The organism is Pseudomonas paraversuta (assembly GCF_904063065.1).
GTDB classification, from domain to species: domain Bacteria; phylum Pseudomonadota; class Gammaproteobacteria; order Pseudomonadales; family Pseudomonadaceae; genus Aquipseudomonas; species Aquipseudomonas paraversuta.
The window spans coordinates 27,112-39,902 of record NZ_CAJFCL010000003.1; the positions used below are offsets into that span (position 1 = coordinate 27,112).

A 12,791-nucleotide genomic window follows, 5' to 3' on the forward strand; every position below is an offset into this window, starting at 1 on the left:
CTTCAACCTGGTATTGATCTAAATCCAATATAAGTTTTAGTGCTTATTGATCGAATTTAAAGGTGAATCATGCAGCCCGAATTTTGGCACGACCGCTGGCAGCGTAATCAGATCGGTTTCCATCAGGAGCAAGTCAATTCCTACCTGCAGCGGCTGTGGCCCCGGCTTGAATTGCCCCGGGGCGCCCGGGTGCTGGTGCCTTTGTGCGGTAAAAGCCTGGATTTGAACTGGCTGGCGGCCAGTGGTTTCGAGGTTCTGGGTGTAGAGCTGTCGCAAACGGCCGTGGAGCAGTTTTTCAGCGAGCAGAGGGTCACGCCACAGATCAGGCAGCAAGGCGGCTTCAAGGTGTACGAGGCTGGCCCGGTGACTCTCTGGTGTGGCGACTTCTTTGCCTTGAGTGCGGCAGACGTGGCTGAGTGTGCGGGGTTGTATGACCGTGCGGCGATCATTGCCTTGCCGGCTGAAATGCGTGAGGCCTATGCCCGGCATCTGACGCAAATCCTGCCCCGGGGCTGCGAGGGACTGCTGATCAGCCTCGATTATCCCCAGGGAGAAATGCAGGGGCCGCCGTTCTCGGTGCCGGATGTCGAGATTCAGCAATTGCTGGTGCCTGCCTGGGACTTGCAGGTTATCGAGCAGTCCGATGTTCTGGAGCAGAACGGCAAGTTTCTCAAGGCCGGTGTTACCCGTCTGGTGGAGCGGGTCTACCGGCTACGCAAGAACGCTTGAATGGCGGGCACAAAAAAGGGCGACTCAAGTCGCCCTTTTTCGTATTGCCGTGCTGTCAGCCGCGACGACGCAGAGCATCGATACGTTCTTCCAGTGGCGGATGGCTCATGAACATCCGCGCCAGGCCTTGCTTGAGGCCGCCGTTAATGCCAAAAGCCGCCATGGTGTCAGGCATGTGTACCGGCAGTCCCTGCTCGGAGCGAAGGCGCTGCAGGGCACTGATCATGGCCGCCGTGCCTGCCAGTTGTGCACCGGCTTCGTCTGCCCGGAATTCACGCTTGCGCGAGAACCACATGACGATGGCGCTGGCAAGGAAGCCCAGTACCAGTTCAGCGAAGATGGTCGCGACGTAGTAGGCAATGCCGCGACCTTCGTCGTTCTTGAATACCACTTTGTCGACAAAGTTACCGATGATACGGGCGAAGAACATGACGAAGGTGTTCACCACGCCCTGCACCAATGCCAGGGTCACCATGTCGCCATTGGCGACGTGGCCGATTTCGTGGGCCAGTACGGCTTTTACTTCATCGGGTGAAAAGCGTTCCAGCAAACCCTGGCTGACCGCGACCAGCGCGTCGTTTTTATTCCAGCCAGTGGCAAAGGCGTTGGCCTCGTATGCCGGGAAAATACCCACTTCAGGCATCTTGATCCCTGCTTCGCGGGACAGTTGCTCAACGGTTTGCATCAGCCATTGTTCATGGCGGGTACGAGGCTGGGTAATCACCTGGGTGCTGGTGCTCATCTTCGCCATCCATTTGGAGATGAAGAGCGAGAACAAGGACCCTGCAAAACCAAAGACCGCACAGAATACCAACAGCTGACTGAGGTTCAGATCAACCCCGTTGGCCGCCATGAACCCGTCAAAGCCGAACAGGCTCAAGGTAATGCTGGCAATCAGCACGACCGCCAGGTTAGTGGCCAAAAACAGCAGAATGCGCATCATGGTTTAAAGAATCTCCTCGACTTAAAGGTATTGCCGTATGCGGGTATATAAGGTGCTGCCACAGGCTATTCAACCGGGCGACTATTTCAAACTGTGTCCTACGGCTTGATTTTAGTAACAAACCAGTCATTTCCTGATCCGGAATGACTTTTTTTAAGCGCACAAATTCGATCAGAGCCCAGCAAACCTTGGGTACAAGCATTTTTTTGAAGTGAAAAAGGCTGCGTAGAAGGGCAGCAGGGAAGAGTAGGTGAAGAAAGTTTTACTCGACACATGCTGTGCGATATTTCCTTGATCGCACAGCATGTGAAGGGGTTACTGACGGTAGGTCTTCAAGAAATTACCGATTCGACCAATAGCCATATCCAGTTCATCGACCCGCGGCAAGGTCACGACGCGGAAATGGTCCGGCCATGGCCAGTTGAATGCGGTGCCTTGAACCACCAGCAATTTTTCCGAGAGCAGCAGATCCAGGACGAATTTCTCGTCGTTCAGGATCGGGCATACTTTTGGATCGATGCGGGGGAATGCATACAGCGCGCCCATAGGTTTCACGCAACTGACGCCGGGGATGTCATTGAGCAGTTCCCAGGTGCGGTTACGTTGCTCCAGCAAGCGGCCGTTGGGCAAGACCAGATCATTGATGCTCTGGTAGCCGCCCAGTGCGGTCTGGATCGCATGCTGGCTGGGCACGTTGGCGCACAGGCGCATGTTGGCCAGCATGTCGATGCCTTCGATGTAGCTTTGTGCATTGTGCTTGGGGCCGGAGATGGCGATCCAGCCTGAGCGGAAGCCCGCCACCCGGTACGACTTGGACAAGCCGTTGAAGGTCAGGCACAGCAGGTCCGGTGCCAGCGAAGCGGTGCAAATGTGCACGGCATCGTCGTACAGGATCTTGTCGTAAATCTCATCCGAGAACACCACCAGGTTGTGCTGGCGGGCCAGTTCCAGCATGCCCAGCAGTACTTCCTTGGAATACACCGCGCCCGTCGGGTTGTTCGGGTTGATGATGACCATGGCTTTGGTGTTGGGGGTGATCTTGGCTTTGATGTCAGCCAGGTCAGGCCACCAGTTGGCTTGCTCGTCACACAGGTAATGCACCGGGTGACCGCCGGCAAGGGTTACGGCAGCGGTCCACAGCGGGTAGTCGGGTGCCGGCACCAGAACTTCGTCGCCGTTGTTGAGCAGCGCTTGCAGCGACATCACGATCAGCTCGGATACGCCGTTGCCCAGATAGACGTCTTCAATGCCGACGCCTTCTACCTGTTTCTGCTGGTAGTACTGCATTACCGCCTTGCGCGCGCTGAACAGGCCTTTGGAGTCGCTATAACCTTGCGCGGTCGGCAGATTGCGGATCACGTCCTGAAGGATTTCGTCCGGCGCTTCAAAACCAAAGGGCGCCGGGTTGCCGATATTCAGCTTGAGGATGCGATGGCCTTCCTCTTCCAGTCGTTTGGCGTGCTTGAGCACTGGGCCGCGAATGTCATAGCAGACGTTGGCGAGCTTGTTTGATTTGCTGACCTGCATGGCGATGTGATCCTGAAAATGAACGATCCAGGCCGTGTGAAATCCCGGCCCTGGCTAATCCTGCCTTGCAAACACCGCATTGCTTCAAGAATCCGTTTGAATGCAGATAGAGCGGGTGCCAGACTGGCGCATTACGAGGCGCAATCATACGTGCCACCCGACCCCTGGAAAAGCCACCGGGCAGGGTTTTTCAGCGACAGAGGCAGAACCATGGAAAAGTTGAACAAAACACTGGACGAATGGAAGGCCATGCTCGACCCCGAGCAATACAACGTGTGCCGTCTCAAAGGCACCGAACGGCCATTTTCGGGCAAATACAACGCCACCAAAACCGATGGCGTCTATCACTGTGTTTGCTGCAATCAGCCGCTGTTCGATTCCAGCGCCAAGTTCGATTCGGGTTGCGGCTGGCCAAGCTTTTATCAACCGATTGGCGACAGCGCGATGATCGAGATCCGTGATGCGAGTCACGGCATGGTGCGCACCGAAGTGGTCTGCTCCAAGTGCGAGGCCCACCTGGGGCATGTTTTTCCGGATGGTCCGCCGCCGACCGGACTGCGTTATTGCATCAACTCGGTATGCCTGGACCTGGTTCCTCGCGCCTGACCTTTGCTGGAGAGACGCCGTCATGACTGGCAACCTGCTCAATATTCCCTGCACCACCCTCAGTGGCGAGCAAAAGACTCTGGCGGACTTCCCGGGCAAGGCAGTGCTGGTGGTCAATACCGCCAGCAAGTGCGGATTCACCCCGCAGTACAAAGGGCTTGAAGCCTTGTGGCAGCAATACAGGGATCAAGGGTTGGTGATTCTCGGTTTCCCCTGTAATCAGTTCGGCAAGCAGGAACCCGGTGACGCCGCCGCCATTGCCGAGTTTTGTGAGCTGAACTTCGGGGTGACCTTCCCGCTGTTCAAGAAGATCGAGGTCAATGGCAGTCAGGCGCACCCATTGTTTGCAGCGCTTAAAAAAACGGCGCCAGGACTGCTGGGGACCGAAAGGATCAAGTGGAACTTCACCAAGTTCTTGATTGGCCCGGACGGCAGCGTCAAGCGTTACGCCCCGACCACCAAACCCGAGGCACTCAGGGCGGATATTGAAGCGCTGCTGCAATAAGCCGCCACAGCCTCACGCCCGCGACTCTTGCCACGGTTCAGCGTAGCGCCTGCTACTGCACTGCTCAGGTTTTCAGCGGCACCCAGGTGTCGAGCAGGGCTTCGAGCTCTTCGCGGCGGAAGGGTTTGGCCAAGTAGTCGTTCATCCCCGCCGCGCGGCAGCGCTCACGCTCTTCGGGCATGGCATTGGCAGTCAGGGCGACAATTGGCAGCTCTGGCCAGCGGCCACTCTGACGAATTTGCCGGGTGGCTTCGTAACCATCCATGACGGGCATGTTGCAGTCCATCAGTACCAGATCGAAGTTGTTGCGCTCCAGCTGGCTCAGCGCCTCACCACCATGGGCCGCAATCACCACGTCACAGCCAAGTTTGCCGAGCATACCCTTGGCCACCAGCTGGTTGACCGGGTTGTCCTCAACCAGCAGCACTTGAGCGCGGTGCAGAACGAAGGATCTTCTGGAGTGAGTGCTCGGGTGGTTGCCGCCTTCTTTTTGCAGCAACTGCTGCAAGGTCTGATACAGCGCGTGCCGTGATAAAGGCCGGGCTTTTTGTTGCAGGGGAGCCAGGGCGTTGACCTGGTCGCCGGGCATGAAGTTGCCATAGGCGGTGACCAGTAAAATCGGGGTGCTGATGGTGGGGCGCAGGCCGAACAGGCACTCTGGGCAGTCCGTAATCAGCAGGTCCGGATTAGCGCCCGCCAGTGAGTCGTCGAGCGAGTAACGCTGGTAATCCAGGCCCCATAAAGGCAAAAAACTGCTCAATAGTTCAGTCAGACCGCTGCCCGCAGGGCTCACGGCAATTACCCGGCCAGACAAGGGCATGGGCTTGATGGCGGGAGTGTGGCAGGGCAGAGGCAGCTCGGCACAGAACTGGCTGCCGAAACCGATTTGCGAGCTGATGGTCAGTCGGCCGTGCATGACTTCACACAGGCTGCGGGTCAATGCCAGGCCCAGGCCGGTACCGCCAAACTGGCGGGTAATACCGGCCCCGGCCTGGGTAAAGGGTTTGAATATGCGGGTCTGCGCTTCGTGGGCGATGCCGATGCCCGTGTCACGCACCTCGATCCGTACCTGGTCGTTGTGCGCGCTAAGGCGTACATCAACGCGCCCGAACCGGGTGAACTTGAGGGCATTGGACAGCAGGTTGCTGACAATCTGACGCACCCGGGTTGGATCCCCCATCACCAATGCCGGGAAGTGCGGATCAATCAGGCAGGTCAGCTCTACGCTGGGCGCCGCGTTCTGAGACAGCAGGTTGGCGGTGTCTTCGGTCAGGGTGCCGAGATCGAAAGCAATATGTTCAAGTTCCAGTTTCCCGGCGTCGAATTTTGACAGGTCGAGAATGTCGTTCAGCAGTTCGACCAGAACCTTGCCCGAGTCGTGGGCTATTGAAAGCTGCTGCAGTTGCTCGGCGTTCAGCGGGCTGTCCAGACACAGTTCCAGCATGCCCAGCAGGCCATTGAGGGGCGTGCGTATTTCGTGGCTCATGTTGGCCAGAAACGCCGACCGCGCCTGAGCCATTTTCAGTGCCGTGCTGCGGGCTGCCTCCAGTTCTTGATTGGATTGACTGAGGCGCGAATTGATTGCTTCAAGTTCCCGGGTGCGGGCCTTGACCATGTCTTCAAGCTGGGACGAATACTCGGTCAGGCGATTTTCTGCATTGCGCCGCTGCTCGATTTCCCGGGCTACGGCGTCAAATTGCTGATTGGCAGCGTTGACCAATACACCGATTTCGTCGTCTTCATGTCCGCGCGGACACTCGATGCGCGATGGCTTGGGATTACCGGGTTTGCTTCTGCTGAGCTCGCCAATAACCCGTACCAGCGGCTTGGTCAGCATCACATAAAACAGTCCCAGCAGAATAAAGGTCAGCAGCAGGCTTCTGGCAAAACCACTGAGCAGTGTGAGCTCGGCACGGTGCAGGAATCGACTGCCAAACGGGTAGGTATCCACCTCAAGGTGAAGCACCCCCACGCTTTGCTCGGGCAAGTGGTTGAAGTACAGGCGATCGTCGAAGGTGCGCATGGAGCCGAACAGGAAATCACTCAATGCCCGGTAGCGGCCGTTATCGGGCTGCTCGCGGCCATTGGCCAGCATATTTTTGTCGTTATCGCTGATTTGCACCCCGGTAATGGCCGGCGCGCGCATCAGGCCCATCACTAGCTCTTGTGCGAGTTCTGAGTCCAGGTTGTAGGCAATACGTGAGGCCGGGTTATGGCTGATATCCAGGAGGGATTCGATTTCACGATTGATGGCTGCGTTTTCACTGGCATAATCCATACCGATTTGCAGCAGACTGAGCATTGTCCCCAGGACAAAGCCGACCAGCACTGTCAGCCTGGCCTGTTTGTAAGACAGGCGATGGGTAAGTTTTATGTCCATGGGTGCAGCACCTGATTCCATTTCCCTTCGGCGGGCAAGAATAATCGATTAGTCGGTTAACAGGCAGGTATAGCTGCAGTATTTACAGGCAGGTTGTATCAATCACCTCATGGACAGGCGCTGCGCGCGGTCCATGTCAATGCGCTATCACTGTGTATCAGTCTGAGGAGATGTTGTGGATTCTAAACTGTATGCCTTTCTAGAGCGGGCTGAAGCGGTCCTTGCGCGTCTTGAGCCGTTGCTGCCTGCGCAGCGCGAGCCGATTGAGTGGGGCGACTGCCTGGCAGCCCGCTGGCAACGCGAAGGCCGTTCGGGTTATCTGATGCCGCTGCAAGTCAGTCTTGAGATGCGTCTTACGGATCTGATCGGAGTTGATACCCAGCGCGATCAACTGGGCCGCAATACTAAACAATTTCTCGATGGCTTTCCGGCCAACCATGCGTTGCTGTGGGGCTCGCGCGGCACGGGCAAGTCTTCGATTATTCGGGCCTTGCTGGCCGAGTACGCGCAGTCCGGGTTGCGCTTGATTGAAATCGAACGTGATCACCTGGCCGATCTGCCACGAGTGGTGGAGCAGTTACAGGGTCAAAAGCAGCGTTTTATCCTGTTTTGCGATGACCTGTCTTTCGACGCCGGTGAAGGCGATTTCCGGGTTCTGAAAAGTGTGCTCGACGGCTCGCTGGAGCAAGCCCCGGACAACGTCTTGCTGTATGCCACCTCGAACCGCCGGCATTTGGTGTCCGAAAAAGAAAGCGACAACGAAAACTGGAAGAACGTCGATGGTGAGCTTCATCCCAGCGAAGCGGTGGAGGACAAGATTGCATTGTCTGATCGCTTCGGCCTGTGGTTGTCGTTCTACCCGTTTACCCAGGAGCACTTCCTCAACGTGGTCGAGCACTGGATTGAGGTACTGGCCGGCAAGGCCGGTCTGAAGTGGCAGCGTGACGAAGCGCTGGATATTCTGGCCGTGCGCTGGGCGACCGGGCGTGGCAACCGTAATGGCCGGTGTGCTTATCAATTTGCACGTTACTGGGTTGGATTGAAATTGCTGGAGCAAAACAATGATTGATTTGAATGCCACAGGCGCCGGTCTGGATGGCTATGGTTTGCTGCGGGCCCAGTTGGAGTCCTTGCTGGCGGATGAGCGCGATTTTATTGCCAACGCCGCGCAGTTTTCGGCTTTTTTGTACCATCAATTAGATGACCTGAACTGGGCCGGTTTTTACCTTAATCGTAATGAAGAGCTGGTGCTGGGGCCTTTTCAGGGGCAGATCGCGTGTGTCCGCATTCCTTTTGGCCGGGGCGTCTGTGGCGCCGCTGCGGCTAGCAGACAGACCCAGCGGGTTGAGGATGTACATGCTTTCCCGGGGCATATTGCCTGTGACAGTGCTTCCAACAGCGAACTGGTGGTGCCTTTGATCAAGGACGGGCGCCTGATCGGCGTGCTGGATCTGGACAGCCCGAGCGTCGGCCGGTTTTCCGAGCAGGATCAGCAAGGTATTGAGGCACTGGCTGCGATCTTCCTGCGTTTGAGTGAGTGCTGATAGCTCCTGATTGTTAGGGGTCGTGGTGCTTCGACTCGGGCTGGTCAGGCTGTAGCGGCTCCACGCACGGCCAGGCGTATAGCAACATGCTCGCGCCCAAACCGCGGGCCCACTGGGGATTCACGTGGGGCCGCGGTGACGTTCGGCTCAGGTGCCGGCAGGGTGGGTGCATTCAGGCGTGTTTGGCCAGTTCGTTGATCAATGTTACCTCCAGTGCTTCCATGGCCTGTTGCACGGCACTACGGCGAGACTCCAGAGTTGCAAGGCTGGCTTGCTCCAGCGCATCGCAGCGTTTGATCAGGATGTCGGCACTCACAATGCGCGCTGCGCCCTTGATCCGGTGTGCGATGACGAAAAAAGGTTGCAGGCCGTTGTCGACGCGCAGTTCAAGCAGTGTCTTGAGATCCTGCCGATTGCTGCGCAGCAGCTCTTCGAGCAGCATTCTGATTCGCGCGTTGTCCTGTCCTGACAGTGCGTAAAAGCTCTCAATATTGAGATTGGGTGCCCTCGCGGATGGGGCTGCGGGTTCGATCGCGGCCAGGCGTTGACCCAACAGTCTCAGGCTGATGGGTTTGAACAAACAATCGTCCATCCCGGCCTGCTTGCAACGCAGTCGCTCTTCGGGCTGGGCATTGGCGGTGAAGCCCAGAACCGTACAGCGGCTGTGTCGGGATGCCTGCTCATGCTGACGAATCGCCCGGGTCAAATCGTAGCCGTTCATGACCGGCATGTTGCAGTCAGCGATAACCAGATCAAACCTCGATTGTTTCCAGGCTTTTAACCCGTCAGCTCCGTTTTTTTCACTGGTAAAGCGATGCCCCAGAAATCCCAGTTGCTGGCACAGCAACAGGCGATTGGCAGGGTGGTCGTCCACCACCAGTACATTGAGCTGGGTGGTAGCGGGGTGGATTTGCGATTCTTCGGCGGTGGGCGGCGTGCAGGGTTCCAGCGCAGGCAACCTGAGGGTTATTTGAATTTGCGTGCCTACGTTGGGCTGACTGCTCAGGCTCAGGGTACCGCCCATCATTTCGCACAAACTACGACAGATCACCAGACCCAGGCCGGTGCCGTTGATTGCCAGTTTTGCGTTGTTTTGCCCCTGGGCGAAGGGCTCGAACAGGCGCTCCTGATCCTGTTGGCTGATACCGATGCCGGTGTCCCGGACCCGCAACTGCAGATCAACATGGTGCGGGGTGTCGCTCGCCAGCAAGTGCAGTTCGAGGTTTACCTGGCCGCGCTCGGTGAACTTGATGGCGTTGCTGATCAGATTGGTCATGATTTGCTTGAAGCGCAGCGGATCGATCATGACATCAGGCGCCCGGCCTTCGGGTTTGAAAGTCAGTGACAGGTGCAGGGATTTCTGTCTGGCCAGGCCGTCAAATACCCGGATCACCGAGCTGGCCAGATCCCGCAGATTGACCCGCTCTGGAGTCAGGCTCATTCGACCGGATTCGATGCGGGCGATATCGAGAATGTCGCCGATCAACTCCAGCAGGTCTTTGGCCGAATGATAGGCGACCTCTATTGAGGGGCGGTCGAGATGACCCTGGTCAGCGCGTTTCAAGGTCAGCTCAAGCATGCCGATGACTGCATTCATCGGGGTGCGGATCTCATGGCTCATGGTTGCCAGAAATGTGCTTTTGGCCCGGTTGGCGTCTTCGGCCAGGTCTTTGGCGGTGCGCAGTTCCTCCAGCAGCTGGCGGCGATCGCTGATGTCGATCCAGCCGCCGATGATGCCCTGCACTTCGCCCAGGGCATCGCGATAGGGAAGAATCCAGTGGTAGATGGTGAGGGTTTTATCGCCTGCCTGCAGTGGCCGGTCGACGATAAGCGGGGTGCCTTCCGTCATGACCCGCAGACAGTCGGCCTGATAATCATGGGCTTCGTGTTCATCACGCATAAGGCTGCAGGTTTGCATCAGCGTTTGTCCGATGGCCTCTTCGCGCCGGGTTGAAAAAGCGTCCAGGTAGCTGTCATTGCAGGTTCGCAGAACCCCGTCGCGATCTTGCATATAAATCGGATGTGGCGTGCCATTGACCAGAACCCTCAGGAACTCGAACTGATCACTGAGTGCCTGCTCGGTCATTTTCCGTTGCCGGATCTGCCGGCGCATGCAGGCGTTCCAGATCAGCAACAGCAACAGCAAAAGGCTGGCGCCAATGATGATCTGGTAAATCAGGCGATGGTAAGGGTGCCAGTAGCTCTCCGGCGCCGGGGCATGCCCACCCCAGCGGCTGTGGATAATGCCCAGTTCTTCGGGCGCAATGCCGAGCAATGCCTTGTTGAGGATAGAGCCCAGTTCTGTAGCATCCCTGGAGGTGGCCAGGGAAAACGTGGCGGGCCGGGTTCCCAGGGAGGCGCTGATCTGCAACCGGTTGTGGAGCAATTTTGAAGACAGCCAGTAGTTGGCAATGGCCAGCGAGTTGACCGCCCCCTGTACTTTTCCCGCGGCCAGGAGTTCGGTTGCCTGATAAATGTCATCGGTGTTGACCAGAACTATTTGCGGATGCTCGGTACGCAAATAGTCAGTCAGGGGGTTGCCCAGGGGCAGGGCCAGTTTTTTGCCTGCCAGTTGATCAAGACTTGCAGGTTTGCCGGAACCCTTTGCGGTGAGCAACACGAATGAGTTCTCAAAATAGGGCCGACTGAAACTCAGCGAGCTTTCTCGGGAAGCAGAGGGGCTGATGGCGGCAATGATGTCGGTTTCATGCCTGTTGATCATCTGGATCATGGTCCCGAAGCTGCGTGCACGCTGTATCTCGAAAGTCAGCCCGGTACGCAGGCGAACGATCTCCAGCAAGTCGGCAGTAATGCCTCTGAAGTTTCCGTCCGGGTCAAAAAATGTCAGCGGCGCCAGGGTTTCATTGACCACCACTTTGACTACCGGGTGCTGGCTCAGCCACTGCTCTTCGCGCTCGGTCAGTTGCAGTTTTTGACTGGCCAGCAAACTATTGCTGCCGGCGTTCCAGCGCCTGGCAATACTATCGCGCTCACTGCCGGGCACGGCTTGCAGGGTAGTGTTGATCATCTCCAGCAGTTGCCGATTGTCCCGGTGTACGGCAAAGCTGAAGCCATGGGGTTGCGGCTTGCCGAAGTTGGCCATTTTAATGTTCTTCAGATGACCCTTGCTGATCATGTAATGCGCCGAGACCGTGTCCCCCAGAAATACATCTGTCTGCCCGAAAGCCACCGAGTTGATGGCGTTCTGAGTGGACGGGTAGGAATGGATGATGGCCTTGGGGTAGAGCGCCTTGACCTCATCCAGAGGCAGGTAGTGGTGCACCAGGCTCAGGCGCAAACCGGCAAGGTCCCGGGGCAGAGAGCGGCTGTCTCCCTCGCGGGTCACCAGGACCGGCTGGTCAATTGCATAGGGAGTGGACAGCAGCAGTTGCGGGTTGTCGGCTTCAAAGCCGTTTGAAGTACCAAGCAGGTCGATGCTGCCTTCTTCAAGTGCCTTGATGGCTGCGAGTCTGGAGTTGAATCGCTGGACTTTGATGGGGAGGTCAAGGGCACTGGCCAGAATTCCCAGGTAATCGGCGGTCAGGCCTTCATAGTCCCGGGCACTGGCGGTGAGGTCGAACGGTGGATAGTCAGGGGCCGAACTGCCGACCCGTAACTCGCGCTTGCCCTGGAGCCAGGAGCGCTGCTGTTGATCCAGAGCAACCACCATGGGGTAGGTTCCGGAACGGCTGAGCAGCACATGGCTCTCTGCCCGGGCTGTGGCGCTGAACAGGAGGGTATCCAGGAGCAGGCCTGCGATCAATGACAAGTACTTGTTTAACCATGAGGGCATTGAGTTCTTCATACCAAAGCGTTGCGTTTAGCCATTTCGATAAGGTTGATCATTGAGCTGACTTGCAGTTTTTGCATGAGCCGTTTTTTGTAAGTGCTCACGGTCTTGTTACTAAGAAACATGTCTGTGGCTATTTGCTTGTTTGTTTTTCCCTGGGCAAAGAGTTTCAGGACCATGAGTTCGCGGTCGTTGACAAGTTTGAACAGTTGCATTTCGGATGAGTCACCGTTTTCGTACTTTTCTGAACTCAATGCCTGGCCGGGGAAGTAGTGGTAGCCGGAAAATACAGCTTTAATGGCACTGACAAGTTCGCTCAGGTCTTCTTGTTTGCATACATACCCGGCTGCACCTGAATGCATGCAGCGCATGGCAAAAAGTGCAGGGGGCTGGGCCGTCAAAACCAGGGTTTTAACCCGTGTGTTCATTGTGTTGAAGCGCGCCAGCACTTCAAGACCATCGAGCTTTGGAATGCTGATATCGAGAATGACCAGGTCCGGCATGGACTCGCGGATCATCTGCATTGCATCTACACCATTATCGGTTTCCCCGACTATTTCATAACCCTCATGCTCTAACAGCATGCGGATGGCAAGTCGGATCACAGGATGGTCGTCAACAATGAATACGGTGTTCATAAAAAACCCCACAAAGTACGGTATAGAATAGGCGCACCTTAGCTTAGTTATATGGAGTGATATACGATTGGGTAGGCCAGTAAGGGTAGTATGGGAATAGTCCTACATTAAATAAGGCAGGGGTTAAGG

At 56.7% G+C, this 12,791-nt stretch carries 10 protein-coding genes; 5 read left to right on the forward strand and 5 right to left on the reverse strand.

The window, feature by feature from the left end:
• Positions 1-69: 69 nt before the first annotated feature.
• Positions 70-729: a thiopurine S-methyltransferase gene (locus JQ845_RS06255; protein WP_202210372.1), complete on the forward strand. Its 660-nt coding sequence runs from the start codon at positions 70-72 to the stop codon at positions 727-729.
• Positions 730-784: 55 nt separating this feature from the next.
• On the opposite strand, the gene htpX is transcribed toward JQ845_RS06255, so the two are convergent.
• Both htpX and JQ845_RS06265 read right to left on the reverse strand, forming a co-directional pair.
• On the reverse strand, positions 785-1,672 hold the full coding sequence (gene htpX / locus JQ845_RS06260; RefSeq protein ID WP_003446575.1) for a protease HtpX: 888 nt from the start codon (positions 1,670-1,672) through the stop codon (positions 785-787).
• A 315-nt stretch (positions 1,673-1,987) separates the two neighbouring features.
• Positions 1,988-3,199, reverse strand: a complete 1,212-nt coding sequence (locus JQ845_RS06265; protein WP_003446576.1) for a pyridoxal phosphate-dependent aminotransferase — start codon at positions 3,197-3,199, stop codon at positions 1,988-1,990.
• Between the two features lie 210 nt (positions 3,200-3,409).
• Between JQ845_RS06265 and msrB the strand changes: the two genes are divergently transcribed.
• Both msrB and JQ845_RS06275 read left to right on the forward strand, forming a co-directional pair.
• Positions 3,410-3,805, forward strand: a complete 396-nt coding sequence (msrB, locus tag JQ845_RS06270) for a peptide-methionine (R)-S-oxide reductase MsrB (RefSeq protein ID WP_003446577.1) — start codon at positions 3,410-3,412, stop codon at positions 3,803-3,805.
• 22 nt (positions 3,806-3,827) lie between these two features.
• Positions 3,828-4,310 (forward strand): glutathione peroxidase, encoded by a 483-nt coding sequence (locus JQ845_RS06275; RefSeq protein WP_010656828.1) that lies wholly within the window; start codon positions 3,828-3,830, stop codon positions 4,308-4,310.
• A 64-nt stretch (positions 4,311-4,374) separates the two neighbouring features.
• On the opposite strand, the gene JQ845_RS06280 is transcribed toward JQ845_RS06275, so the two are convergent.
• On the reverse strand, positions 4,375-6,690 hold the full coding sequence (locus JQ845_RS06280) for a response regulator (RefSeq protein WP_003446580.1): 2,316 nt from the start codon (positions 6,688-6,690) through the stop codon (positions 4,375-4,377).
• A gap of 175 nt (positions 6,691-6,865) precedes the next feature.
• Here JQ845_RS06280 and JQ845_RS06285 point away from each other — a divergent pair, with 175 nt between their 5' ends.
• Both JQ845_RS06285 and JQ845_RS06290 read left to right on the forward strand, forming a co-directional pair.
• Complete coding sequence (locus JQ845_RS06285; protein ID WP_003446582.1) at positions 6,866-7,759, forward strand: ATP-binding protein; 894 nt, start codon at positions 6,866-6,868, stop codon at positions 7,757-7,759.
• The gene (locus tag JQ845_RS06290; RefSeq protein WP_010656826.1) at positions 7,752-8,234 is read left to right on the forward strand and encodes a GAF domain-containing protein; all 483 of its coding nucleotides are present in this window, start codon (positions 7,752-7,754) and stop codon (positions 8,232-8,234) included. The genes JQ845_RS06285 and JQ845_RS06290 overlap by 8 nt, the downstream gene beginning before the upstream one ends.
• Before the next feature lie 172 nt (positions 8,235-8,406).
• Here the strand turns inward: JQ845_RS06290 and JQ845_RS06295 are convergent, their stop codons facing one another.
• Positions 8,407-12,027 carry a transporter substrate-binding domain-containing protein gene (locus tag JQ845_RS06295; protein ID WP_203008772.1) on the reverse strand — a complete coding sequence of 1,207 codons (3,621 nt, stop codon included), beginning with the start codon at positions 12,025-12,027 and terminating at the stop codon, positions 8,407-8,409.
• Positions 12,028-12,035: 8 nt separating this feature from the next.
• Positions 12,036-12,662 carry a response regulator transcription factor gene (locus tag JQ845_RS06300; RefSeq protein WP_003446589.1) on the reverse strand — a complete coding sequence of 209 codons (627 nt, stop codon included), beginning with the start codon at positions 12,660-12,662 and terminating at the stop codon, positions 12,036-12,038.
• Positions 12,663-12,791: the final 129 nt, after the last annotated feature.